26 protein-coding genes are annotated in these 26,435 nt (G+C 36.4%); 6 read left to right on the top strand and 20 right to left on the bottom strand.

The annotated features are described in order from the left end of the window. Positions 1 to 154 precede the first annotated feature (154 nt). From BCR22_RS07860 to BCR22_RS07835, 6 genes are all read right to left on the bottom strand, one after another. On the bottom strand, positions 155 to 1,012 hold the full coding sequence (locus BCR22_RS07860) for a DegV family protein (protein ID WP_069654391.1): 858 nt from the start codon (positions 1,010 to 1,012) through the stop codon (positions 155 to 157). Continuing rightward, positions 1,005 to 1,574 carry a DUF1836 domain-containing protein gene (locus BCR22_RS07855; protein WP_069654390.1) on the bottom strand — a complete coding sequence of 190 codons (570 nt, stop codon included), beginning with the start codon at positions 1,572 to 1,574 and terminating at the stop codon, positions 1,005 to 1,007. Before BCR22_RS07855 ends, BCR22_RS07860 begins: the two co-directional genes overlap by 8 nt. A gap of 440 nt (positions 1,575 to 2,014) precedes the next feature. Then, entirely contained in the window at positions 2,015 to 2,662 is a 648-nt protein-coding gene (locus BCR22_RS07850; protein WP_167351516.1) for a TIGR01906 family membrane protein, read from the bottom strand. A gap of 1 nt (position 2,663) precedes the next feature. Then, the gene (locus tag BCR22_RS07845; RefSeq protein ID WP_069654388.1) at positions 2,664 to 3,434 is read right to left on the bottom strand and encodes a TIGR01457 family HAD-type hydrolase; all 771 of its coding nucleotides are present in this window, start codon (positions 3,432 to 3,434) and stop codon (positions 2,664 to 2,666) included. A gap of 6 nt (positions 3,435 to 3,440) precedes the next feature. Then, positions 3,441 to 4,100, bottom strand: a complete 660-nt coding sequence (locus BCR22_RS07840; RefSeq protein ID WP_069654387.1) for a YutD family protein — start codon at positions 4,098 to 4,100, stop codon at positions 3,441 to 3,443. Positions 4,101 to 4,134: 34 nt separating this feature from the next. Next, positions 4,135 to 5,514 carry a bifunctional metallophosphatase/5'-nucleotidase gene (locus BCR22_RS07835; protein WP_069654386.1) on the bottom strand — a complete coding sequence of 460 codons (1,380 nt, stop codon included), beginning with the start codon at positions 5,512 to 5,514 and terminating at the stop codon, positions 4,135 to 4,137. A 91-nt stretch (positions 5,515 to 5,605) separates the two neighbouring features. Between BCR22_RS07835 and BCR22_RS07830 the strand changes: the two genes are divergently transcribed. Beyond that, positions 5,606 to 6,076, top strand: coding sequence for a methylated-DNA--[protein]-cysteine S-methyltransferase (locus tag BCR22_RS07830; protein ID WP_069654385.1), 471 nt, complete (start codon positions 5,606 to 5,608; stop codon positions 6,074 to 6,076). A 102-nt stretch (positions 6,077 to 6,178) separates the two neighbouring features. Here BCR22_RS07830 and BCR22_RS07825 read toward each other — a convergent pair whose 3' ends face one another. The 7 genes from BCR22_RS07825 to BCR22_RS07795 all read right to left on the bottom strand — a co-directional run bounded on the left by BCR22_RS07825 (position 6,179) and on the right by BCR22_RS07795 (position 12,941). After that, a complete protein-coding gene (locus tag BCR22_RS07825; protein ID WP_240485865.1) occupies positions 6,179 to 6,451 on the bottom strand; it encodes an Asp23/Gls24 family envelope stress response protein in 273 nt (90 codons plus the stop codon). A gap of 87 nt (positions 6,452 to 6,538) precedes the next feature. Next, positions 6,539 to 6,772 (bottom strand): DUF2273 domain-containing protein, encoded by a 234-nt coding sequence (locus BCR22_RS07820; protein WP_069654384.1) that lies wholly within the window; start codon positions 6,770 to 6,772, stop codon positions 6,539 to 6,541. A 12-nt stretch (positions 6,773 to 6,784) separates the two neighbouring features. Continuing rightward, the gene (amaP, locus tag BCR22_RS07815; RefSeq protein WP_069654383.1) at positions 6,785 to 7,348 is read right to left on the bottom strand and encodes an alkaline shock response membrane anchor protein AmaP; all 564 of its coding nucleotides are present in this window, start codon (positions 7,346 to 7,348) and stop codon (positions 6,785 to 6,787) included. A 195-nt stretch (positions 7,349 to 7,543) separates the two neighbouring features. After that, complete coding sequence (locus tag BCR22_RS07810; RefSeq protein WP_069654382.1) at positions 7,544 to 8,725, bottom strand: AI-2E family transporter; 1,182 nt, start codon at positions 8,723 to 8,725, stop codon at positions 7,544 to 7,546. Between the two features lie 215 nt (positions 8,726 to 8,940). Beyond that, positions 8,941 to 10,629, bottom strand: coding sequence for a ribonuclease J (locus BCR22_RS07805; RefSeq protein WP_069654381.1), 1,689 nt, complete (start codon positions 10,627 to 10,629; stop codon positions 8,941 to 8,943). A 31-nt stretch (positions 10,630 to 10,660) separates the two neighbouring features. Beyond that, entirely contained in the window at positions 10,661 to 11,533 is an 873-nt protein-coding gene (gene dapA, locus BCR22_RS07800) for a 4-hydroxy-tetrahydrodipicolinate synthase (RefSeq protein ID WP_069654380.1), read from the bottom strand. A gap of 352 nt (positions 11,534 to 11,885) precedes the next feature. After that, positions 11,886 to 12,941 (bottom strand): aspartate-semialdehyde dehydrogenase, encoded by a 1,056-nt coding sequence (locus BCR22_RS07795; RefSeq protein WP_069654379.1) that lies wholly within the window; start codon positions 12,939 to 12,941, stop codon positions 11,886 to 11,888. A 456-nt stretch (positions 12,942 to 13,397) separates the two neighbouring features. On the opposite strand from BCR22_RS07795, the gene BCR22_RS07790 reads away from it, so the two are divergent. Together BCR22_RS07790 and BCR22_RS07785 are read left to right on the top strand one after the other, a co-directional pair. After that, positions 13,398 to 15,044, top strand: coding sequence for an alpha-keto acid decarboxylase family protein (locus BCR22_RS07790; protein WP_069654378.1), 1,647 nt, complete (start codon positions 13,398 to 13,400; stop codon positions 15,042 to 15,044). A 92-nt stretch (positions 15,045 to 15,136) separates the two neighbouring features. Further along, entirely contained in the window at positions 15,137 to 15,595 is a 459-nt protein-coding gene (locus tag BCR22_RS07785) for an S-ribosylhomocysteine lyase (RefSeq protein WP_069654377.1), read from the top strand. A 53-nt stretch (positions 15,596 to 15,648) separates the two neighbouring features. Here BCR22_RS07785 and BCR22_RS07780 read toward each other — a convergent pair whose 3' ends face one another. Continuing rightward, entirely contained in the window at positions 15,649 to 16,467 is an 819-nt protein-coding gene (locus BCR22_RS07780; protein WP_069654392.1) for a ZIP family metal transporter, read from the bottom strand. 157 nt (positions 16,468 to 16,624) lie between these two features. Between BCR22_RS07780 and spxB the strand changes: the two genes are divergently transcribed. Then, entirely contained in the window at positions 16,625 to 18,349 is a 1,725-nt protein-coding gene (gene spxB / locus BCR22_RS07775) for a pyruvate oxidase (RefSeq protein ID WP_069654376.1), read from the top strand. Between the two features lie 77 nt (positions 18,350 to 18,426). Here the strand turns inward: spxB and BCR22_RS07770 are convergent, their stop codons facing one another. Continuing rightward, positions 18,427 to 20,826 (bottom strand): MucBP domain-containing protein, encoded by a 2,400-nt coding sequence (locus BCR22_RS07770; protein ID WP_069654375.1) that lies wholly within the window; start codon positions 20,824 to 20,826, stop codon positions 18,427 to 18,429. 835 nt (positions 20,827 to 21,661) lie between these two features. Here BCR22_RS07770 and BCR22_RS15705 point away from each other — a divergent pair. After that, positions 21,662 to 21,904, top strand: a complete 243-nt coding sequence (locus BCR22_RS15705) for a transposase (RefSeq protein ID WP_141706554.1) — start codon at positions 21,662 to 21,664, stop codon at positions 21,902 to 21,904. A gap of 110 nt (positions 21,905 to 22,014) precedes the next feature. Here BCR22_RS15705 and BCR22_RS07765 read toward each other — a convergent pair whose 3' ends face one another. The 3 genes from BCR22_RS07765 to BCR22_RS07755 form a co-directional block, all read right to left on the bottom strand. After that, positions 22,015 to 22,269, bottom strand: a complete 255-nt coding sequence (locus BCR22_RS07765) for a CsbD family protein (protein WP_069654374.1) — start codon at positions 22,267 to 22,269, stop codon at positions 22,015 to 22,017. A gap of 97 nt (positions 22,270 to 22,366) precedes the next feature. Beyond that, positions 22,367 to 22,966: an alpha/beta hydrolase gene (locus BCR22_RS07760; RefSeq protein ID WP_069654373.1), complete on the bottom strand. Its 600-nt coding sequence runs from the start codon at positions 22,964 to 22,966 to the stop codon at positions 22,367 to 22,369. Between the two features lie 100 nt (positions 22,967 to 23,066). Next, positions 23,067 to 24,008: a helix-turn-helix transcriptional regulator gene (locus BCR22_RS07755; RefSeq protein ID WP_069654372.1), complete on the bottom strand. Its 942-nt coding sequence runs from the start codon at positions 24,006 to 24,008 to the stop codon at positions 23,067 to 23,069. Between the two features lie 85 nt (positions 24,009 to 24,093). On the opposite strand from BCR22_RS07755, the gene BCR22_RS07750 reads away from it, so the two are divergent. Further along, positions 24,094 to 24,537 (top strand): VOC family protein, encoded by a 444-nt coding sequence (locus BCR22_RS07750; protein ID WP_069654371.1) that lies wholly within the window; start codon positions 24,094 to 24,096, stop codon positions 24,535 to 24,537. A gap of 70 nt (positions 24,538 to 24,607) precedes the next feature. Here the strand turns inward: BCR22_RS07750 and scrK are convergent, their stop codons facing one another. Together scrK and BCR22_RS15700 are read right to left on the bottom strand one after the other, a co-directional pair. Then, positions 24,608 to 25,483 carry a fructokinase ScrK gene (gene scrK, locus BCR22_RS07745; protein WP_069654370.1) on the bottom strand — a complete coding sequence of 292 codons (876 nt, stop codon included), beginning with the start codon at positions 25,481 to 25,483 and terminating at the stop codon, positions 24,608 to 24,610. Positions 25,484 to 25,746: 263 nt separating this feature from the next. After that, positions 25,747 to 25,959 (bottom strand): hypothetical protein, encoded by a 213-nt coding sequence (locus BCR22_RS15700; protein ID WP_069654369.1) that lies wholly within the window; start codon positions 25,957 to 25,959, stop codon positions 25,747 to 25,749. Positions 25,960 to 26,435: the final 476 nt, after the last annotated feature.

Here is a 26,435-nt window from a genome sequence, read left to right as displayed (position 1 = left end):
CACAACAATAAAAAAAGCCTGATAAGAATGTTCTATCCTTACCAGACTTAGATTTCTATTCAGTTTTTTGTTCACCAACACAATTTGACGTAGAACCATAAAAAAATACCAACGAGAGAGCATCTACTACATGCTCTCTTGTTGGTATTAAATCTTAATCTAATAATTGGATTCCGATTCCTAAAAGCCCGGGTCCAGTATGTACAACTAAAGCTGGACTAATCGTACCGAAATAAATCTTTTCCGCTTGCGGAAACTGCTCTTTAAGCTTTTCGTAAAAGGTTTCTGCCTCTTCTACGGCTTGTCCTTGAGCAACAGCTAAGACAAATTTCTTATGGTCACCAACAAATGCTTTTACCAACTCAAAGGTTTTATCCAAGCTTTTTTTTCTCCCACGAGCTTTAGCAACGGTGTGGTATACGCCTTCTCCGTTACACGAAATAATTGGATTTAGTTTTAACGCATTCCCTAAAATTGAGGCAACCAAACCAATGCGTCCACCTTTTTGCAAGTACTCTAAAGTTGCAACATTGAAAAAGACTTTCGCTTTTGCAACATTACTCGTTAATTCTGTCTTGATTTCGTCCCATGAACGATCAGCCTCAATTAATTTAGCGGCTTCGATTGCTTGAAGACCACTACCTATGCCAATATTTTTTGTATCTAAAACAAACGTTTCCACCCCTTCAAATTCCTCTGCAATCAAACGAATCACATTAAACGTCCCGCTCAATCCACTGGAAATTGTAACAGCCAATACTTTTTCATACCCATCCGCTTTGATTTTTTCAAAAATTTTCGTGATTGTTTCACCATCTGGTAATGAAGTGCTCGGAATTTCTACAGATAATCGCTCGTAAACTTCTTCTGGCGTGATATCTACCTTATCGGTATAGATACGATCTTTATAAATAATTTGCAATGGAATCATATACATCCCATACTGATCGATTAACTCCTTAGGTACATCCGTCCCTGAATCTACTAATAATGCAATTTTTCCTTTATTCATCTAGTTTTTCTCCATCTTCTTTTGAGTTTGTTTGTGCTAATTCAATGGCCTTTTCAGTAAATAATTTAGTGGCAAATGATAACGTCGCACCTTTTACAATTAAAAATTCTACTGGTATAGGTTGATCAAATGCTGCGACTGGCTCTGTTCCTAGTGCTTGAGCAACAACCACTGCTATAGCTGCTTCTTGTTCATCGCAAAAAAGATTATATGCTTCGCGAATCCCAACCGCTGCTCCTTGGTAAAGAATGCCTTGTTTGATTTCGGGTATGGTTAAAACCTGCTTTAATAGCGTAATAGCTATTAAGAACGCCAAATGCTTTTGGTTATACCGTTTTTTATGAGGTGCTGGAATCAATCCTAATTTTACATAATTATTGACCATCGATGACGTTAGTAACGTGTGCTTTTCTTTTAAAATCACTGGTGATAAGTATCGTTCAACAAGCGTGATCACTTGATCCATATATAACTCTAACTCAGGTAGTTCATGCCATCGTGGCAAGTGGACATTTACCAACTCTTGTCCCCAAATTTCCAAAGAGGATTTTAATTCATTCACAAGATCCCTCCTCCTACTTACTGTAATAGTTTAACATTTTTTCCAAAAACATTCAATCTGGTTTCTAAAACTAGATTGAAAATAATAAAAAAGAGAGTGAACTACTAGGATATCCGAAGTGAAACCCAGTAGTTAGATGTTTTAACAGATTCAACACTCTTCCTTACCCACCATGTGGATTGTCACAAAGGCGATGTTCTCTACGACACTTTATAAACTATCTTTGCATCATCGCTTGTAAACTTTGAGACTGTTCATCAATGTTTGTTCTCCCATACTAGATTTCTCCATAAAGTTCATTTATAAATCAGGCACCTGTTTAAAATGTCAATCCTGAACCATTATGTAATAAGAACCCAATCTTATTCTCAGCTAAAAACATCTTCACAATAAAAAAATCCCTGATAGAAACTCTTTAAGTTTTCTACCAGAGATGAAAATTATTTAGATATATTTTTTAGCTCTCTCTTTCCTAGAATAATTCCAATAAAAAAGAATAACTCTAGTAAAACAAAAAACAAAATAAAACAATGCATAAAATATTGTTCTGGCAAAACATTAATGATGGGGTCAGTAGCCGGATCAAACAACCAGTCATCATTATTAAAAAATACACCATGAAACGCCACAAAAAATTGATCAAATCCGATTGCCATTAATACACCCAAAAATGCTGGAATGATCATTCCCCATTGAAATGGGCGAATCAAACGCCACACTCGTTTTGACTTGATAAGACGAAAAACGAAGATAACGCTTGGAATAAGTGTTACGAGTAATACTCCATAACAGAGTAAGAAAAGACGCTTTACTTCATAAAAATGAAACGCACCACTTTTTGAGGATGGAAAATCGGATAATTTTAGCGTGTCAATAAATGGGTTATTTAAATAGGCCATCAACTGGTCAAAATTTTTCAGCAATGTCTGCTTATCCATATCCACGTAGTCTAAAATTTTTAATGAATCAATCTCAAAAACATATAACAGACGGAAATTAATCGTAATCGTAGTGCTTAAAGAGACAATGGTTAAAATCAAACACGCAATCCCAGCGCGTTCAAACCAAATCCAATTTTTTTCTTTCATATCAAAACGTCCATTCATCCAGAGAATCCACTACATATGTAGGCTGTTTAGGTAAACTTGAAACTGCTGATTTCGCCGTAAAGCCAGATAACACAAGTAAGCTATCAATCCCATTTTGAAGACCAGATTGACTATCTGTTTCATAATTATCGCCAACCATAATGACATCTTCTTTATTCATTTTCATCACCTTTAGCGCTTCATTCATAATAATCGCATTGGGCTTGCCGATCATGATTGGATCCGCTTGTGTTGCTGTTTGAATTAACGATATAAATGAACCCGCACCAGGTAATAATCCTCGCTCCGTCGGAATACTTTTGTCTGGATTTGTCCCAATAAACGTAGCACCATTTCTGATACAAAGGGTTGCCGTAGCAAGTTTTTCATACTTTATATCTGTATCTAAACCTACAACAACATAATCCGGTTTTTCTTCATCCCACTCAAAACCAGCTGATAAAATCAACTCAGTAAGACCAGATTCTCCGATTACGTATACTCGGTTTCCTTTTCTTTGTTCTTTCATATAATCGATTGTCGCAAGGCTTGCTGTATAAACGGTCTTCGCTGATACATGAATATCAAACTCCTTAGCTAATCGATCTGCGACAGCCTCAGGTGTTTTTGTCGTATTATTAGTGACAAAAAGAAATGGCCGTTTTAATTCTTGCAAGCGCTCAACAAAACGTTTTCCAGCAGGAATAACTTCTTTGCCCAAATAAATCGTACCATCCAAATCAATTAAATAGCCTTTATAATGATTTTTCACGAATGTTTACTCCTCACGTTGACGAATAGTAAATGAACGTCCCTTATTGGCGGCCATATCTTTCTTTCCAATGACTGCTTTTTTGGGTTCATTTTCTTTGCGATTTTTAATCACAGGTTTCGTTTTATTAGTCACAGGTACACGTTTTTCTTCTGTATGTGCCTGATTTTGATTCATTGGTTTTTTAGTTAGTTTCTTGCGACGTGTCTGTTGTTTTTCACGTTTTCCACCAATTCTTTCGATCACAAAATAAGCACAGCCAAAATTACAATACTCATATAGATAATCTTCTAGTGTATTGATTCTCTGCTCAGGTGCCGCTTTACGATTCGATTCGTTGAAAAAACCTTTCAAACGTAGTTGATCGTAGCCCCAGTCCCCAACAATGTAATCATATTTCGAAAGAACATCACTAAAACGTTCTCCTAGTCTTTCTGCATCAAAGGCTTCCCGATGATTTTTCACTAAAAGATATTCACGAGTCCCAATCATTACATGATTCTCGTCAGCGAGTGTTACGATTTCGCCTTTTTTCTTTTCTTTGACAGGTTCTTCTTTTATTTCTTCAAGGACAGCCGTGATTTCTTCTGTTAATGTCGCTGTTGGTTCTTCTTTATGTTTAACTGGTTTCGTTGATTTGTAAGGTTTTTTTACTTTTTCTGTCATTTTTTCACCGCCTAGATTTTATTATACCTTGTTTTTATAGGATTGGGTAGTGCTCGTTCAAGTAGTTACCTAAAACGGTTCGGATAAATTCTGGAAAGATAAATTCCACTTCTCCTGCAAGCTCAATGGTTGGAAAAAAAGGAATAAACATAAAATGATCAATTGTGGTAAACGTATAGGTACACTCTAAATCGACAGGAGCATTCTGCCATAGAACTTGTTTTTTCTGCTTATCATATGCAATTCCATCATAATATAGCTCACCGAAAACTTTACCGCGAAACCCCATCCCTCTAATTGGAAATTTACGCAAGTACTGACGGTTTTTTTCCATTTCCTTGACTAACCGAATCAATTCAGCACCAGATAATGTTACGCGAATCAAATGTATTGGATGAGGTAACGTTTCATGCAATTGATCTGCATCAACGATGCCTTTTGGTATATCTGTCAAAAACAAGCCATTGTTTAGTATTGCCACGTCAGTGCGCCCTTTTTCTTTCAACGCTTTTAAAGTGGTTATGATCAAAGGATGTTCTGCATTTAGATCCACGAATAAAGGATGGGGAATGTTTGCGATTTTTTTGGCTTTTAATAACTGATGCCCCAATGCAAGATAATCCTCAATCTCTCTTTGGTCTTCGGATAATGTAGGAAGCTCAGCAGTGGATACAGCTTTAGCTTCACTATTGAGGATAGTACCGTTGGCGACCGTTAAGTGAACTTCACCAATATAATAGCCAAATTTACCAGCAGCAGAAAGTTGTATCCCATTGATTTTTTCACCATTCTTGAATAAATGATGGGTGTGAGAACCTAGCAATACATTAATTTCATGATATTCATTCGCGATTTTACTATCTTCATCGATCCCTAAATGACTCATTAAGATTAAAATATCACATTGTGGCCGAACCACCCTAATCAATTGCGGCAATATCTCTTTAATTGACAAAATATCCCAACCGTTTGGACGATAAGTCAATGGAAATGGGGCCGTCAAAGCAATCAAACCAATTTTCGTCTGTTCTTTTGTTTCGATAATCTTATATGGCATCGCCCATTCAGGTGCTTGTCCTGTTTCTAAATCAACTAAATTTCCTAACAAGACATCAAAATTTCGATGATCGTATAAATGATTCAACTCTTCTTTGGAATTCCCAACCCCTTCATTATTTCCAATCGTTGCCGCATCATAGCTTATTTCGTTCATTCTTTCGATATTCGCTTGACCATCGGTAGCTTCTGTTAATGGATGCCAGCGATCTATAAAGTCACCTAAATCAACTGTTAAAACAGTTTTACCCTGTTTGGTGTAGCATTCTTTTTGACCTAGCAAGTACCTTCTGATTTTGGGCCAATTTTCTACATGTGAATGCAAATCATTTGTGTGAAAGATGACGATTTCTTCCATTATATCGCCCCCAATTTCAATCTATAAAATTATAGTACCATACTTCAGCTTAGAGTATAATAAAGGAACTACACAATTAAAGGAGATAACTATGAAAATTAATGTCCCTTTCGGCACGATTTGGTTGGACGCGGATGATGAAGGTCTAAGTACTGTTTCTTTTTTTGAGATTCCAAATCATAAAACCAATCAGTATACAGAACTTGCTGCCAAAGAACTCACAGAATATTTTGCTGGTAAGCGTAAACGTTTTTCCGTTCCTTTGTCTGTTCACAGTGGAACTGTATTTCAACGAAGAGTTTGGCACGCTCTTTCTCTAATACCCTTTGGTGAAACCCGAAGTTATCAAGAGATTGCTCAAGCAATTGAATCCCCAAAAGCAGTACGAGCAATTGGTCAGGCGAATAGTAAAAATCCACTCCCAATCATTGTGCCTTGTCATCGGGTAATTGGTAAAAATGGCGCATTAACTGGTTATTTAGGTAGCTCTGAACAAGAGGGCCTTAGCATTAAGAAATTCCTACTGCATATTGAAAATGTTTCCCTCGATAAATTTGATTAGCCACAATAAGAACAAAAAAATAATGGACAACAAAACATTCTATGTTCTGCTTTCCATTATTTTTTGTTGTGTAAATAGAATAAAAAATAAACTTCCTAACGATTAAATATTGCCTTTGTTATCATCGCTATCTTTACCACGATATTTTTCTAAATATTGTTCTTTGGTCATTACATCATTCGCGTTCATGTTAAATTTAACCAAGTGTAAGCCTATCATATGAGCAATTGCTTCTCTTACTTTTTCAACAATTTGGTCAAAAACGGTAGAATTATTGACATTATAGTTCCAAATTACTGACACATCAACTGCCGCTTGCTTTGTGCCAACTTCGATACCAATGCCCGAAATCACCACGCTTATGATTTTTTTCACGACAACTCCAAATGATTATTTCGCTTTTAATCCACCGATGATGCTTTCTACTGTTTTTGCTATTAGCGCTAACTTCTTATTATAATTTTAAATTCCTATCATAGATCGAATTGATTCTATCAAGGAATAAATATCCAAATCTTCGTCGCGCATTTTCCCAATGACATATCCGACTGCCGCAAAAATTAGCAAGACAACTGTTTTCCAAAAACCAATCAGTAATAAAAGGAGCGCTAATAGGAAAAACAAAGTCGTCCAAATAATCCTAAAACGATAAGGGCTAAGCTGATTGATCCAGCGTTCTTTTTTCTTTTGATCCATGGCGTCTCCTTTCTATACTACCCGCGATTGTTTTTTACCAAAAGCAGTAGGCTCTGTTGATTCTTTTTCTCTTAATTGAACTGTGACGTGGCTATCAATTGATTCTAGTGCCGAGTTCAAGGTACTTTGTATTGTTTCTTTGATTTCTTCTCCTAATGCTTGAAAACGTTCCTTACTTCGGACATCGACTTTTAACTTAACCGCTACTTTCTCTTTACCTTTGATTTTAACGGTCAATTTTGTTTTATCTGGATGAATAATCGTACTGTACGCTTCCTTAACAAGCTGTTCAACAGTGCTTTTGGGAATCTCAATCTGGTTCTTCCCCTCTTTCACAATCAGACGCTTTCTTCCTCCGGAAACCAAAAGTACAACAATCAAAGTGAGTAACATCAGACCTCCCAAAATAAGTAACATCCATTCAAAGAATATGAATAACCCTGGATAAATGTACAGAAGCCAGTCTACTTGGTAAGACAACCAAGGAATATCGATCAGCTGACTAAGTAAACCCAATGTTCCGAAAAACAATAGGAGTATAATTAATGCAAAAATAATTTTCAGCAATCGTTTCATTTACTTCCCTCCTTATAGTCAAATTGTTTTGCTGTTAGGTAAATTGTAACGCCTAAAAAAAAGTATTACAAAAGATATGAATTTGTTTTTTACTCTATAAGCTACTTATCCTTGTGAAAATTTTAAAAAAAAACGACCAAACCGTTTCATACCTGCAAAAATCTGCTGGAAGAAATGTAGCCGATCGTTTTCTATTTATTCGTCCAAATACTCTTCTTTTGAAAATTCAGTATCTTCATACTCACCGCTGTCTCCATAAAATTGATTATAGCGTTGTTTAAATTTGCGGAAAATATAGGTAACTAAAACTTTGGCAATCGCATAAATTGGAATCCCAAAAATCAATCCAAACATCCCTAATAAATCACCCATTACTAATAATACAATCACAATCGTTAACGGATGAACAACAAGTCGTTTGCCCATCACTTGAGGTGCAATCAGGTGGCCATTCAACATTTGAACAAGCATCCAAACGAAACTCATCTTAATAAACATTCCAAATGACACCATCAAAGCGACAATCGCAGCTGGAATAAAAGCAATCACGGGACCAATATATGGGATCACCGCTGTGATTCCCACAATGATCGATAAAGTGCCTGAATAAGGAACTTTGATCAGCCAAAAACCGATAAATGTCAAAATGCCGATTGCAATTGATACTAAAATTTGTCCTTTTAAATACGCACCGACCTGACTACTCATTGTTGCCCCAATTTCTTTCGCATCACTTCTAAAACGGGGGGGTATAATTTTCAAAACGAAAGAGAAGAACTTCTGATCATCTTTTAATAGGAAAAAAGTAATGATCGGAGCCGTCACCATCACCAACGCAAACCCAGTCAAGGTAGAAAATACTGTCGAAGCACCTTCTACAGCTTTGCTAAAGTAACTACCGATTCCATCAGAGACATTACCGAACCATCTTTGAATTCCATTTAATGCATTTGCTAAAGGTTTCTCTAACACAGAATTGTGGAAGAAATCAGTGACCATTTTGTTCAAATCATCCATATACTGCGGAAAACTTTGGATTAAGCCATCTACTTGCTTTTGTATAATCGGAACGACTAGAATAATACCAATAATGATCAATGCAACCAAAATAATAAAAATAGCTGAAACGCCGTAGACCCGTTTAACTTTGTGTTTTTCTAGCCAATTGACAACTGGATTAAATAAATAATACAAAATCAATGCTAAAATCGTTGGTCCAATAACCGTTTTGAACACAACCCCAATCGGACCAAAAATAAACCCAACCTGATGAAAAATAAAAATAACTGCTCCTAGCAACAGCAATGCTACTAATGTAAATATCAAATTTTTTCCACCAAGAAATTTGATCCAGCGTGTTTCTTGTTTCTTTTCCATTTTCTTCCCTCCTTAGTTTAAAAGCCAAATGAGCCCTTTTTGGCTCGAATGAAAAATAGGATTTCACCTTTTTTCATAGCTTCTAGCCCATAGAACTAGTCAACAGCACCCCTATATTGTAGCGAAAAAATCGTTATCTGTAAAAATATACTCACTTCATTATTTAAACACAAAATCACTCAGCCGTTCGCAAACTGACTGAGTGATCATATTTATTAATTCGCTGCTTTACGTCCTTTACGTTGTGTTGCTTCCATGATTACTGGAAGAATCACTGGACGACGTTTTGTTTGTTCAAACAAATAACGACTCAACTGCTCACGAATGTCTTGTTTTAATTTGCTCCACTCAAAATCATTACTTTTAAGATGTTTTTCAACAATCTCAGTTACAATAGTACTGCTTTCTTTCATCAAGTCTTTACTAGTTTTGACGTAAACAAAGCCTCTTGACGTGATTTTAGCAGGTGAAACGATACGTTTTTCACGTCGGTTGATTGTCACCACCGCTACAAAAATACCATCTTCAGATAGAATTCTACGGTCACGAAGCACAATATTCCCGATATCCCCTACACCAATCCCATCAATCATGATGTTGTCAGCAGTTGTACTGCCAGCAACGTTCATTTTCTGTTTGCTATATTCAAGAATGTCGCCTCGCCCAGTGATGAAAATATTTTTGTAAGGAATTCCTAATTCATGTGCTAAATCGGCATGTGCTGCTAACTGACGATATTCACCTTGAATCGGAATAAAGTGTTTTGGTTTCATCAAGTTCAACATCAATTGTAAGTCGTTTGGACTTGCATGACCAGATACGCGCATATTATCAGAGATTTGTTTCACTACACCACCAGCGCGGTACACAATATCTTCTGTTTTAGCTACAGCTGTCTCCATCGCTGTTGTCGGCGTTGTCGTGATATACACCAAGTCGCCTTCTTTGATTTTCACAACACGATGTGTGCCATTTGCCATTTTCTGTAATGACTTGATCGGTTCACCCATTGTTCCAGTTTCTAAAATCACTAATTGATCTTCTTGGTATTTTTTCATATCTTTGACACTAACGATCAAATCTTCACTTGGTAATTTTAGTTTATCTAGTTTAATGGCTGTGTTGATGATTCTTTGGAAATCTTGACCTGTTAAAACAATTTTGCGGTCAGATCGATGAGCTGCATCTAAAATTTGTTGTACGCGTTGTAAGTTACTTGCCACGCAAGCTACAATTATACGACCTTCCCAATAGCGGATTGTATCAAAAACTTCATCAGCAATCTGCGACTCTGAAACCACTTGAGTAGGATTTTCAGCATTAGAAGAATCGCTCAATAATGCTAGAACTCCTTCGTTACCGACTTCAGCTAAACGACCAAAATCAGTTTGATACATTGGTATAGCACTTTGGTCAAATTTGAAATCTCCTGTGTAAACGATATTGCCTTCTTTGGTCTTTAAATTGATTCCGATAGAATCCGGAATCGTATGTGTGGTACGGAAAAAGCTGATCGTAGCATGCGCAAAATCGATTTCTGTATGTGCATCGACTACGTGAAAATCATTAAAATCTTTCGAATCTGCATGATCTCCTACGTTTAATTTAGCTAACTCGATCGTTAATTCAGTCCCAAATACTGGTACATGAACTTTAGATAAAAGATACGGTAATGCTCCGATTGCATCGGCATGACCATGTGTTAAGAAAATCCCTGCAACACGGTCAATATTTTCTACCAAATACGTAAAATCGGGAATCACCACATCAATTCCTAATAGCTCATTTTCTGGATATTTTAATCCACAATCCAGTACAAAAATTTCATCTTCCACTTCAGCGATATACATGTTTTTACCATTTTCACGCACGCCGCCTAAGGGAACGATTTTTATTGTACTCACTCATTTCACCTCTCTATATTCTCATACCGAATCAAAGATTCAATATGCTTAAAATTTTTGCTTTTTCTTCAGTTGTACATGATACAAGAGGTAAACGTAAATCACCAACGGAAATGCCTATTTGATTCAGTACTGCTTTGACTGGTGCTGGAGAAGGAACTGAAAATAATGCATTCATTTTTGGCAATAACTGTCGTTGAATGCTTGCAGCTTTTTTAATTTCTCCGTTATCTAGCGCAGTGAACATCTCGTACATTTCAGTGCCAAATATATGACTAGCTACTGAAATTACCCCTTGTCCGCCTATAGCTTTTAGTGAAAAAGCTAAGGAGTCTTCTCCAGTATACACTAAAAAGTCTTTTGGTGCCTTTTCTACTAACTCGGTCAAGGCATCTAGCCCAAAACATTCTTTGATTGCAATAATATTATCCAATTCAGCTAGACGTAGAGTTGTTGCTACATCAAGGCTTGCCACTGTTCTTCCCGGAACATTATATAAAATAATCGGCAAGTCACTCGCTTCAGCAATTGCTTTGAAATGTTGATACAAGCCTTCTTGGTTTGGTTTATTATAATATGGCACGACTGCCAAGCCTGCATCGATTCCTCTGATAGCAGAAAGTTCTTTTACAAATTCAACCGAATCACGTGTATCATTGGTTCCCACACCGCAAATGATTGGTACTCGTCCTTCAACTAACCGGATCACTTCATTAAACAACTCGATTTCTTCATCATGAGTTAATGTTGGTGATTCTCCTGTCGTTCCAGCTAAAATGATTCCTTCTGTATGATGATCAAGTAAATGTTCAACTAACTGAGGAAGCTTAGTAAAATCAATTTCACCGTTTTCATCAAAAGGTGTGACCATTGCTGTAATTATTGTTGCATTTTCTAAATTCATACTTACTACCTCCTAATTTAAAAGCGGATTGGCTCGTTCAGTCTCAACTAAAAAATAGGAACAAATAATTGAAGTGCTCTTTACCTCACTCAGTTTTTTCCTTTTTCCCGAGAGACTAGCACATGCTGTAAATAAAAATAAAAGCGTAACGGGCTCTCGCCAGAACCCGTAGAGAAATAGGAAAATTGATTTGTGACGCTTTTTGTCACAGACATATTTTATCTTTTTCCTAGAGTCTAGCCTGCGGAGCTAGATAACGCATGGTAACAATGTTCCGCTTTGCTTCACCTTGTAATTTTCAATATCCGTTCACTTCATTTACTGTGTTTCAAAGCAAAAGTCCAGATTCTATTTAAACCCTCACTAAATCCATCTTGTGCAATGTTTCTGCAATTTGAACTGAATTCCAAGCAGCGCCTTTTAATAAATTATCCGAAACCACCCACATATGATACCCCTTATCAATATCGATATCTTGACGAATTCTCCCAACAAAGGTTTCTTTGCGGTCAATACTCGTTAACGCTTGCGGATAAATTTGCTGACTCGGATCGTCTTGTAGTACTGCTCCTGGTGCTTTTGCAATTAATTCTTTGATTTTATTAACGTCAGAGCCATCTTCTTTGACTTCAATATAAATTGATTCCGAATGGCCAGATAATACAGGAATACGGACACAGGTCGCAACGACTTTAATACTGTCGTCTTCCATGATTTTCTTCGTTTCGTTGATCATTTTCCATTCTTCATACGTATAATCAGCATCTGCAAAAACATCGATCTGAGGTAATGCATTAAAAGCGATTGGATAGTGTTTTTTATCCCCGCCAGATGGCAAAATATTTGCTTCTAGTTTATTAGCTGGCGTGCCATTGATATACGCCAATGCCTGTGATTTCAGTTCTTCCATTGCTTTGATCCCTGCACCACTAACGGCTTGATAAGTTGATACGATCAAACGATCCAACCCGTAAACTTGCCTGATTGGCTCAAGAGCTACCATCATTTGGATCGTTGAACAGTTTGGATTAGCAATAATTCCTTTATGACGTTTCAGTGCCTCCGCATTGACTTCTGGTACTACTAACGGTACTTCTGGATCCATTCTGAAATGACTTGTGTTATCTACGACGACTGCTCCTCGTTTGACCGCTTCAGGTGCGAATTGTTTTGAAATAGTTCCACCAGCGCTAAATAATGCAATATCTACACCAGTAAATGACTCAGGTACTAACTCTTCGATTACAAGGGTTTGGCCTTTAAACGTTACTTCTTTTCCCGCAGAACGTTTTGAAGCTAATAGTTTTACTTGATTCATTGGCAAAGATGTTGCTTCTAGCATCTCGATCATTTTAGTACCAACAGCACCAGTTGCGCCTACCACGGCAACATTATATTCTTTTTTCATACTTATTGATCTCCTCTCAAATTCCTGAAGAAAGTTGCTTTTCCTATTTTACCATAATATTGTCTTTTACTACATAGGAAGTAAAATGATTTTGATTTAATTTTGTCAAAAATGAAAAAGAAAATTTGATATTCTAACTTTCCAACTCTCTTTTTAATGACATTCTTATGATTCGAGCATGATAGTAGCCTAATTTATTTTACAGTCTTATACTTGCTCTGCGAGTTACTTTAGTTGGAACCTTATTTGGGAATGGTAAAAATGGCTTGGTTGTTTTTACTGTTTTCCTTTTAAGATTGAACAAACTATTTTGCCATGTGTTATCTAGCTACGTGGGCTACCTCTTCGGGAAAAGATAAAAATAGAATGTGACAAAAAGCATCACAGTCTATTTTTCCTATTTTCCTGTCAGAGCTGAACGAGCCCGCTATGCTTTTAAATTAGGAGGATGATAAAATGTACACTGTAGCAGATTATTTATTGGATCGTTTAAAAGAATTGGGTATTGACGAACTATTTGGCGTTCCTGGAGATTATAATTTGCAATTTTTGGATCATATCACGGCAAGAGATGATCTTAAATGGATCGGCAATGCCAATGAGTTGAATGCTGCTTATATGGCTGATGGCTATGCACGAACAAAAGGAATTTCGGCTTTTGTGACCACATTTGGTGTAGGGGAGTTAAGTGCAGTCAATGGTTTGGCGGGAAGTTACGCAGAGAATGTTCCTGTGATTGAAATTATTGGTTCACCGACGACCACGGTTCAAAAAAATAAAAAGCTTGTACATCATACACTAGGAGATGGTGATTTCCTCCGTTTTGAAAAAATGCATAAAGAAGTAACTGCGGCGACTGCTCATTTAACTTTCGAAAATGCTATCTCAGAAATCGACCGTGTATTGAACATCGCCCAAAATGAAAAACGGCCTGTTTATATTAATTTGCCGATCGATATCGCTGAATTTGAAATAACCAAACCAAATACGCCCTTAAATCAACCAATAAAAACATTAACAGCTTCTGAAACTATCCTTTTAGACAAACTTGAAGAAGCGTTACAACAAGCGAAAAATCCGGTTATTATTGCTGGACATGAAATTTTAAGTTATCATATCGAGCCTCAATTAAACGAGTTCGTTCAGAAATTTAATTTGCCAATTACTACATTGCCGCTAGGAAAAGGAGCCTTTAACGAAGCAGATTCTCATTACATTGGAACTTATACAGGTGCACCAACTGAAGAAACGCTGAGAAATCGTGTTGATAAGGCTGATTTAGTTCTGCTTTTGGGCGCAAAATTAACTGATTCTGCAACATCAGGTTTTAGTTTTGGCTTTACCGACAAACAAATAATCTCAATTGGAGCAACAGAAGTCTCACTTTATGGAGAAAAATATGAAACTGTTCAGCTAGACCGTTTTAGCTCTGCCTTAACCACTCTATCTTTCCCTAAATTCACAGGTGAAATACTTCCAGTAAAACGTCTATCCGCTTTAGAAACAAAAGATGTAAAACTAACTCAAAAACGTTTCTGGGAAATAGTGGAAGGTTTTATTTTACAAGGAGATACGTTAATTGGAGAACAAGGAACATCTTTCTTTGGATTGACCAATGTTCCATTAAAAAAAGATATGCGTTTTATCGGACAACCGTTATGGGGATCGATTGGGTATACTTTCCCCTCTACCTTAGGGAGTCAAATTGCCAATAAAGATAGTCGTCATCTTTTGTTTATCGGCGATGGCTCTTTGCAATTGACTGTTCAGGAGATCGGTACGGCAATCAGAGAAAAATTGACGCCTATTGTTTTTGTAATCAATAATAATGGCTATACTGTGGAACGAGAAATTCATGGTGCAACAGAGCAATATAATAATATTCCTATGTGGGATTATCAAAAACTTCCTCTAGTCTTCGGTGGGACTAATAAAACAGTCGCGACTTTTAAGGTTACGACAGAAATTGAGTTAGTAGACGTGATGAAGTCTGCTAGACAAGATACTGAACGTTTACAATGGATCGAAGTTGTGATGAACCAAGAAGATGTGCCTGAATTATTAAAAAAACTAGCTAAGACATTTGCAAAACAAAATTCATAGAAACAACTACTGTTACGTAGAATCTATTGACATTCTAAGGTATTTTGTTATAGTTAAAAGCGACATTTACTTAATTTGAAGGAGTGAATACTATGGCACGTGTTGAGAGTTTTGAATTAGACCATAATACAGTTAAAGCCCCTTATGTTCGTCTAGCGGGTACTGAAAAAAATGGTGAGGCATTGATTGAAAAATATGATTTACGCTTTTTACAACCAAATGAAGATGAATTACCAACAGCTGCAGTTCATACATTAGAACATTTATTAGCTGTAAATTTACGTGATCACTTGGAAGGAATTATCGATATTTCTCCTATGGGGTGTCGTACTGGTTTTTACATGATCATGTGGAATGAACATTCTCCAAAAGAAATTCGTGATGCTTTAGTAAACGTTTTGAACTTTATCGCTGAAACAGATTTTGTTCCTGCAGTTTCTGCTAAAGAATGCGGAAATTATAAAGATCATTCCTTATTCTCTGCACAAGAATATGCGAAAATCGTTTTAGCAAAAGGAATTAGTTTGGATCCATTTGAACGTGTTCTATAAGACAGATAAGAAAAGACCCAAGCCTGACCTGTTCGGGCTTTGGTCTTTTTCAACTAGCCTAAAGCGACATCTAAAATCATCATGATAATAAATCCTAGCATCACGCCAAATACTGCAAAATGCCGTTTGCTAGTCACCGTCTGTTGGGCTTCTGGAATCAATTCCTCCACAACTACATAAATCATCGCACCTGCAGCAAAAGCTAAAGCATATGGCAGCAACAATGTAACTTTTGTTACTAAGACAGCGCCAATTATTCCAGCTATTGGTTCAACAATTCCCGAAGCTTGTCCGTAAAGAAATGCTTTTTTCCGACTTAAATTTTCTTGTCTTAATGGAATTGATACAGCTGCGCCTTCTGGAAAATTTTGGATCCCAATCCCCAATGCTACGGAAATGGCTGCTAAGACGGCTTTTTGCGGATCCTCTGCTAAATTCGCTGCACCAAACGCCACTCCTACTGCTAATCCTTCTGGAATATTATGTAAGGTAATAGAGAAAACCAACAAAATCGTCCGTTTTAAATGACTTGGTAATCCTTCTTTTTCATGATTTGGTCCGAAATGCATATGCGGTAACGTTTTATCTGCGACATATAAAAATAAACCACCAAGACTAAAACCGAAACTCACGACAAGCCAAGCAATACTGCCATTTTCTTCCGCTTGTTTAATTGCTGGATCTAGCAAAGACCAAAAACTCGCAGCAATCATCACACCTGATGCAAAACCTAGCATCATATTCAATACATCCTTTTTAATCTCCTTAAAAAAGAAAACTAATCCAGCGCCCAGCGCCGTCATAAAATAAGTAAAACCCGTCCCAACTAATGCTTGTTGCCAAGCCTCTAACGATAACAACCAGTTTGTTATTCTAAACACCCCAACTTTCTTGAATTTTTGTTAGCTTTACTTTATCACACCAATGATTTTATGACCACGCCTAACCTAAAAATGCTTTCATTTGGTACAAAAAATTAGAAAGAGTATACTTGAGCTAGAAGACAAATATAGAAACGGAGTGAGTTAAATGACAGAAACAATCAATGCCGCTGTTGCGATGATCAACGTATTGGAAAGCTGGGCTATCGACCATATTTATGGAATTCCTGGTGGCTCTTTCAACTCCACCATGGATGCCTTATACAAAGAGAGAGAGACAATCAATTATATTCAAGTTCGTCATGAAGAAGTTGGTGCTTTAGCAGCTGCTGCAGACGCTAAATTGACAGGAAAAATTGGGGTATCGTTTGGCTCAGCAGGTCCAGGTGCAACGCATTTGATCAACGGCCTATATGACGCGCAAATGGACCATGTCCCCGTATTGGCTCTTCTAGGACAAGTCGCTACCAATTCGATGAACTACAATGCCTTTCAAGAATTAAATGAAAATCCACTATTTGCGGACGTAAGTGTCTATAACCGAACCGTTATGACACCTGAAAGTTTGCCTCATGTCGTGGATGAAGCAATCAAAGCAGCGTATGAGAACAACGGTGTCGCAGTTGTGACGATTCCAGTGGATTTCGGCACAAAAGAAATTCCCAAACAAGAAGTATCAACTGCCAAAAACCATCGAAAAGGATTGATCATGCCGAATTATGATGATCTGAAAAAAGCCATTCCTTTTATAGAGGCCGCAGAAAAACCCATTCTTTATATCGGCCAAGGTACTCGCAATGCATGGTCTGAAATCAAAGCCTTCTCCGAACACTTTTCAATGCCTGTTATTTCAGCTGTTTTAGGAAAAGGAATCGTTCCTGATGCTTATGAAAATTTCCTTGGTTTTGCCGCTCGTGTTGCTACCAAACCAGCCAATGAAGCATTAGCTGAAACAGATTTAATCGTGTTTGTTGGTAGTGATTTTCCTTTTGCAGCGTATTTCTTTAATCCAGATGCAAAATTCATTCAAGTTGATCTCGATTCATCTAAATTAGGTCGCCGGCACAAAACAGATGTCGCGATCTTAGGCGACGCAAAAGAATCTTTAAAACGACTGATTGAATTAGGAGATTCTCGTCCAGCCGATAGGTGGCTAAAAGCCAATCAGAAGAATAAAGAAAATTGGCTTGCATGGTTAAGAAGTTTCGACGATAAATCGGATACACCACTTCGTGTAGAACCTGTTTTTAAAGAAATCCGTAGAATTGCGGATGAAGAAGCCATTTTTGTAACAGATGTCGGCAATACAACGGTTCATGCGATTCGTCTTTTGGACTTGAACGGCAAACAAAAATTTACAACTTCTGGTTGGTTTGCTACAATGGGCAATGGCATTCCAGGCGGTATCGCGGCACAACTCAGTTATCCTTGTCAGCAAGTGTTCACCCTAAGTGGCGATGGCGCATTTGCTATGGTCATGCAAGATATCATTACCCAAGTAAAATACAAGCTACCCATTATCAATGTGGTATTTTCAAATGAATCGTTTGGTTTTATAGAAGCGGAACAAGAAGATAGTGAGCAAGAGAAATTTGGTGTCTATTTAGAAGGAGCAGATTTTGGTAAAGTTGGCGAAGCACTTGGTGCTAAAGGGTTTACCATTACAGAATATAGTCAATTAGAACCTGCTTTTGATGCTGCTAGAAAAAGTAACCGTCCAGTTGTGATCGATGTAAAAATCAGAAATGCTCGTCCTTTACCTGTTGAAGAATTAGTGTTAGATCCTGAAAAATTTAGTGAGTCAGAAATCAATGCTTTTAAGGAAAAATACGAAGTTCACGGTATGCCTGTATTAAATCAGTTATTAAAATAATAAAACAAGCAAAAAGCGCCGACTGCTAAAAAATTTAGGAGTTGGGGCTTTTTGCTTATTTTGACTACAACACTATTTTATTCTGTTTTACGTTTGTGTAGACATTTTCCAAAAAATGCAACGATTAAACTTAGCAAACCAATACTTACTACATCCGCATTACTAGTTTCTCCTGTATTTGGGAGTTTATGTTTAGCTTGCGTAGTTGTTTCCGTATTACCAGAGTAATTAGGTTTGTTTATGTTCGTTAAAGTACCTGTTTCTGGTACTTTGGTTGTTGATGGTATCACTTTTCCATCACCTTGATCTGACGTAACACCCGTTAATGGATCTAAAGTGACCGCTGTTACTTTATCCCCTTTTTTCAATTCTATACCTTCTGGAACTGCTACTGTCCATTTACCTTCTTTATCAACATCTACAGTTACTTGAACACCGTTTGGAAATGTAACGACTATTCGAGAGTTTGGCATACCTGTCCCTGAAACTTCTTTAGTCCCTTCTAATGAATCATTAACTGTCGGTGCTTCGATTTTTTTGTAAACATATGTCACTTCTGTCGGGTCAACAGCTTGTTTGCCAGAAGCATTGCTTGGAACAGCGGTTAAAATATAACCTGAAATCGCTTTTGGTTTAGTATCATACGAATCATCAAATAGTCCGTTGATCAAATCACCATTGGCTAGTGGTTGACCCTTTTCATCGACATAATTGACTGTTACTTTTGTTTTCTTTTTTTTATAAACATATTTTACAGTTTGATTTTTATCAGTGTGTGTGCCGTTAGCATTAAGTGGAACTGTTACTAGCTCATATCCTGGTATTTCCTTATGTTTTGTCTTGTAGTCATCACCATATTCGCCCGAAATTTTTTCATTTGATGAAATAGGATTATTATTCTCATCAACATATTCAACGTTGATGTCTGTTTTGATTTTTGTATAGATATATGTCACTTCTATTGGCTCCACTGTATGTTTGCCTGAAGCATTATCTGGCGCAGGTTTGACGGTATAGCCTGGAATTTCTTTTGGTGCCGTATTGTATGGATCATCAAAAAATCCATCGATTAAATCTTTGTCAGCTAATCGGTTTCCTTTTTCATCAACATAATTGACTGTTACTTTTGTTTCTTTCTTTTTGTATACGTAGCTAACTGTTTGATCATTTTCTGTGTGAATTCCAGTTACATTACCTGAAGTATCTACTAGATCATACCCTGGAATGTCTTTCGGAGTTGTTTTATATGGAGCTTCATATTCATTGGTAATCTTATCATTCGGTTTCAATGGGTTACCATCTGTATCTACATATTCAACATTGATATCCGTAATTATTTTTTTATAATAGTATTTAACTGTCTGGTCTGCAGCAGTATATTTTCCATTTTCATTATTCGGTATTTTTTCTTGTACAAGCTCATATCCCGGAATGTTGATAGGGCTTGTTGTATAATCCGTTCCGATTTTGCCGTTATAAGTGGTGTTATCTGTACTATGGATTTTGATTTCATTTCCATCTTTATCTGATAAGATGTGCTCAACAATAACTTTTCCAGCTGTTATTTTGAATGCCCCTTGAGTGGTATCTGAGATAGGCTTTGTTGAAACATAGCCTTCTGGTAACTTTTCAGTTACTGTATTGGTAATAATATAGTCCCCAGTAGGTAAACTATTAATTTCTTCTTGAGTCGGTTGTCTATCCTTCCCTTTGATCTCAATAGGATTGCCATCTTTATCCGTACCAGAAATCACCCAACTGTATTCTTCAATTTCGCCATAGGTATCTTTTGCATCTCTTCCAACTGTAATAGAGGATGGATTCTCTACAACCGTCTCTAGGGAATTGATTACTCCGTCAATGTTTACAGATGAAGCTGTTCTTTGAATATTATTGTAAAAGAAACCTGTATCTATTTCTTCTTCAGCTGTTAGACCTCTCATAGAAACTTTATAAATTCCCTCTTCAGTATAGTCAGCGAAATTCACGGAACGGCCACTTATATAACCATGTATTGGAACATTATTATAAGCTAGTGAATATTTGTAGTCATGGGAAAACTCATCAGCTAATTTTCTTTCAAATACTAAGTTTGAGATGTTTGTATAGAAATAATTTTCTTCAACCGGTAGTTGAACACCGTCAACATTAACTTTAAAGTCGTCTGTTCTCCTAGGAGAAATTTTCAATGGCTCTTGTTGCTGAACATTTTCCACTTCCTGTAGATCACTTTCTTGTATATCACTTTGTAAAACAGATTCATCCGATATTTCTTTAGTAACTTCTAGTTTATCATTCTCAATCGGTACAATTGTTTCTGGTTCAATTACACTTTCAGTTACTGCTTCTTCTTTTTCGGCAGTTGCTTGCTCTGCTATATCCTCAGCATTCGCTTGAATAGCTGAGTTTATAGCGCTATATGGTAGCGCCCCTAAAACTATCGTTGAGACTAATAGTGTGTGTGTCCACTTTTTCATATTTATCCTTCCTTTCTTGAAATTATTATTATGATTTTTCAATATTAATTATATCGTATTTACAGAGTTCATTTTCTCTTTTTTTTAGTGAAATCTCTAAAAAAAAGAAAATTGCCTTAAAGTAAAAAATAAGAATAAATTAGTTACTCCTTTTTCCTAAAATGATAATCTTTATTTACCAACTACAAATCACTTTTTCAGTAGATTTTTCTTCTTTGATAAGTGGCTAATATTGGCTGATAACTTTCTATAAAAATATTCTCAATATTATATGAAAAAAATTAATGAGACCAAACTCAGTTGAGTTTCATCTCATTAATTTAAAATAAATATTAATAGCTTAGATAAAAGTAGCTTTTTATTCCAGGACTATACTTTTTGATATTAGTGAGAAGTCAACGACATCTTTTTTAATGAAAACTGCTTCAAAAAAGAACGGATTAAAAATAGAATAGGTTACTTTTTTTCTCATTCACTCGATTATTCTGCTCACTCTTGCCATCATTGGGAAACGGTTCATCCACCATTATTCGGTGGGGCTTCACAACCTGCCTCATTTTACTGAATGATTTCTCTGAATATAAAACCTATTTACGCTTAAAGAAACATCGTTTCTTCTATTTTATCGCGTATTGATACAGTTGTATGAATCAAAAAAATCAATCAATCCTCTATTTTAAAAAAAGCCAATGCCATCATTCCTTCTCTACTTATTTAACAAAAACAAAACTCGTGGGTCGATTATTTGCGTACGATGAAGAACTAAAAGCTTACTACACCTGTTATCAGGTTTTTTCCTACTAGATTTCACTCGCTATTAGAACAAGATTATTTTATGCTTCTTACCTATTACCACATGGTATTTTCGACCTTTCGGAACGTTCAAAATAAAATCAAACGTCCCCTAAAACTGCCTTGTTCTATTGCACCATTTGAATGTTTGAAAAGCCTCATCAAAGTATTAAAGAGAAATGCTGATGGGTTTCGTAATCTCTATGACGTTAAATTAAGAATTGCTTTGTGTTTCGGCTCAGTTCTTTTTCAACCAAACAAAAATCCTAGAGGTCTTCTCCTCTAGGACTCATAATAATTGATTTAATTCTTTCGGTTTTCTCCACCATCGTTAGTGGACAAAGAGCCTTTATTCTTGATAAAAAACTATTTCTATTTAATTGCTAATTCATCTTATTACTTATCATCATGTTTGTGGAATTTTTCTTTGATATCTTCAAAACCATCTTTGATTTTGTCACCTAATTTTTCTGCGCCATCTTTGATATCGTCACCGGCATCACGAGCTTTGTCTTTAACATCGCCAAAAGCTGATTGCGCTTTACCTTCAAGTTCTTTCCCTTTATCATCTGTCACTTTACCTTGAACTTCTTTAGCTGATCCTTCAACTTTGTCTTTTGCATCATTTACGCGTCCATTTAAATCTGCCATGTGAAAATCCCTCCTAGTTAAATTATATTACATAACTAGCATAGCATCATTTTACGCTTGCTTCAAACGATTCGCTTTGTTTTTTTAAAAGAAAAATTTAGTGTTTACTCAACCATTGTTTTGCCTGATTGATTTCATCCATGGTTATTTGATGACCGGAATGAGTAGCTGCAATAGTAACTTTGGCTTCCCGAATTTGTAACTGGTGAATCAACTGATTGGATGCTTCTTTTGAAACGATAGGATCATTTTCACTTACAGATAACCAAAATGTTTTATCAGAAAGTGAGAATTTTTGCGTATCTACACCTAAAGACATGGGATGAAACAGTATCGCATTCTTAACAGCAAGTTCACGTTCCAGCAACATATGAGCTGCAATATTGGCACCATTTGAATAGCCAACAAAAACCCATTCGTCTAATGATATGCCCTTATCTTCACTAACAGATCTGATTGATTGAATCAAATGATCAGTTTCTTCTTCTAGGCTGACTAAATCAAATTGATTCAATCCATTCCGCTTGAAAAAACGATTCATACCGTCTTCTTGAACTGTCCCGCGAAAAGAAAGTAAAGTAGCCTCCTCATCCAAGAAACGAGCAATCTCTAGCATGGATGTTTCGTCTCCTCCAGTGCCGTGAAGTAACAGTAGTTTTTTCCCGTATGGTTGACCTTTTTCAAATAGATAGTGCATGTTTCCTCCTCCTTCTTTTATTTTATTCAAGTCTTTAACTTACTTTTTGTAAGTGAATTACATTTTAACATCCTTTACATCTTTTGTCACTTTACAAAAACTATAAATGATTCAAGTATTGGACCAGAGAAGATGCTTTTTTCACTAGACTATCTTTAAAATGATCCGGTTCAATTTGTAAAATTGATTTTCCAAACCTTAGTATAAAACTCGTAATAAATTCTTCTTCCGCCGCATGATAAGAACCACTGATCAGATAGCCACCTTCAGTTACTTGGATTGACATTGACGGGTAGTTTTCTTTAGAAAAAATATCTTTTCCTTTTTCATCCACTTTGATTGAAAATGGTATCAGTTGTTCATTTTGATAGAAAGTCTCATCTTTCTCCAATAAGTCTTCAAGCGATAAAGAAACCTGAGATTCTTCTTCTTCAAGTAACGTGATTTTGTCGCAACGAATGACACGTATTTGTTGCGTTTCAACATTCCAAATTCTAGCATACCATTGCCCCAATTTAGAAGAAAGCTTCACAAACTGAGCTTTGATCATCACACTTTCTTGTTTTTTATCATATCGAACGTTAAAAACTTTTTCATGAAGGATACCTTGGACGATTTCTTTCAAATATTGACTCGTATTGCTATGATTTACTTGCTCAAGCGAGACGATTTCACGCATTAATTGAAGTTCTTGGCGCAATTTCTCTGGCAAAACTTGGCTATATTTTAATTCAAGTGTGCTACTTTCGATAGTAAAGGGAGTAGAACGATACCCTTTCAGCGTCAATAACGCAAAATAAAGCGCATATATTTCACCTTCTGTAAACAAACCAGGGGCTACAATTCGTGTATCTAATAATTGATATTTACCATATCTGCCGAGTTCTGAATAAATTGGTAACCCTATTTCTTCAAGAGACTGTATATCGCGCAAGGCAGTACTTTTTGAAATTTGATAGCGCTCGATCAACTCTTTTAAATTAAAGCTATTTCTATCTGCCAAAAAAAGGATCATATCATTGATGCGTTCTGCTTTTTTCATAACCCCTCCTAAAAGGTAGCATGTTTTGATACCTTTAAACAGTATACTAAAGGCAGAAAGAAAATAAAAGAAATGAGGAATTCAAATGACTTTAGAAATTGCCGTATTTTTGTCCATGAATGGACGTGCTGGGGAAGCAATAGCTTTTTATAAACAGAATTTAGGTGCTGAAGAATTACTCGTCGTGACATATGAAGACATGGCAAAAAGAGAACTTAATTTCCAACTAACAGAAGAAAATAAACACTGTATTTCTCATTCAGTTTTGAAAGTGGGTAAGACTAAACTAATGATTGCAGAAGAAGCAATGGACGCTAGTCAATCGTTTAGAATTGGCAATAATTTCTCTTTGTGCATTCAAAGTGCAGATCAAAAAGAAATCCAAATGTTTTATTCTAATTTAACCTCAGATGACCGAGTAACAATCATTGTCCCGTTGAAACAAAATGTTTTCAGTGGTGCTTATGGTATCGTCCAAGATCCTTTTGGTGTACAAATTCAGTTGATGTATGATAACCGCTTGAAATGAGTAATTTCCAAAGGATAAGTAAAAGGCTAGGATATCACGCTATGCGTCTTATCCCAGCCTCTTATTTTTTTTACGAAAATTCAATTTCTTTTTTAGCCAGAGCTAAGCAACCAATTGTTCCCGGATCATCGTCTAGTTTTGGGATTACAATGTACTCTTTTAACGGAGGTGTTTTGACATATCCATTGATCAACTTTTCAAATTCCTGATGAACTTTCGCTAGCATGTGGCGCTGTTTCATTACTCCACCACCAAAAATGATAACATCCGGCGAAAGTATCAATGTCGTATTATATGCTGCTTGCGCAATATAATACGCTTCAATATCCCAAATTGGCTCTTCTTCACTTAATTCCTGCCCCTTTTTTCCAGCTCTTTTTTCAATTGCCGGTCCTGCTGCCATTCCTTCTAGACAATCATCATGAAATGGACAGCAGCCTTTAAACTGATCATCCGAATGGCGTCGAACGATCATATGCCCCATTTCAGGGTGACTAAATCCTTCAATAAAGCGTCCATCTTGAATAGCACCCGCTCCGACACCCGTACCAATCGTATAATAAACACAACTAGATAAATCTTTCCCACAACCAGCGACATATTCTCCATACGCCGCAGCATTTACATCTGTTGTAAAAGCAATAGGAAGATCAAATTCTTTTTTCATTGCTCCAACAAAATCGTAGTTTTGCCAAGCTATTTTGGGTGTCGAGGTGATATGACCATACGTAGCTGATTCTTTTTGAATATCAATTGGACCAAACGAACCGATTCCAATCGCTTTTAAATTGTACTTTTTGAAAAATTCAAACACTAATGGCATTGTTTCCTCAGGTGTTGTTGTGGGAAAACTGACTTTCTCAATGATATCAAGATTATCAGTCCCAACACCACATACAAATTTTGTGCCGCCTGCTTCGATACTCCCTAACAATTTTTCTGTCATCTTTGTCACTCCTACATATATTTCGTATAGTTTGAAACTAAACTTACATTCATTTAAAATCAGTTGATCTTGTAGATTGTTCGACTTTTGTATACTGTTTCTGAAAATAGACGAATACCGCTAAAATCATCAAATTCAATGGCTCCTGGACTGATTTGTGTCTCTAATGTCAGTCCGCAATAGTTGACTAGTTTCTTCCCACGAACCTTCTGGCAGTCGTCACAAAATTGGGCTGTAGAAACTACTACTGCTGGTTGATCAGTCTACATGTTAACAGAAATCTCTTTATCTGGTACAGTAATTACTGCTTGATTCTTCCAGCAACACGCCCGACTGTTGCGCCAAGATATAAATCCTAATACAATATTCTGCATTTTTGCTTTAACTGGTACAATCAAATCAGCGATTCTGACTCCTAAGTTCGTAACATTCACAGTCAGGTCATTGTCATTCGTAAGCGAATACAAAACTGCCATTTCACCAAATGTTTGATTATCGATTCTAACTACTTCATCTCGCTTCCGTTTAAAACCAATTTTTCAGTTTAGTAAACTAAACCTATTTTATCATTTTTTTCTACATTTGTTGATTCAAATTTTATTTTAAGTAACTTTTGTTTATAATTACCATTTTTTTGTCACGTTGCACTTATAAACGTGAAGAGCTTGAGACATTTATAGACATCGATCCAAGTGGAAGACTGCAGACACGTTTTACTTTAAAAACAAATCATGAAAGTATTTATAAAATTTCTGCTTTTTTTAATGGACATTATCCTCTTTCTTGAAGTTCTGTCGAGTTCATTTAGATCCTATTATCATGCTATTAGCTCTTGCTGTGTTTTCAAATAGTACAAATCAAAACCTCCAGTGAGAACTGGAGGTTTGCTCTTCGGCTGAAAGCCTCTTTTACCGGCCACGGCCTAAAAGGCCTTCTGATCGGGTCTCCCTCA

The organism is Enterococcus plantarum (assembly GCF_001730295.1).
Lineage (GTDB): Bacteria > Bacillota > Bacilli > Lactobacillales > Enterococcaceae > Enterococcus_L > Enterococcus_L plantarum.
Note: the sequence above shows the minus strand (reverse complement) of the source record. Positions and strands in the feature narration are given on the sequence as shown.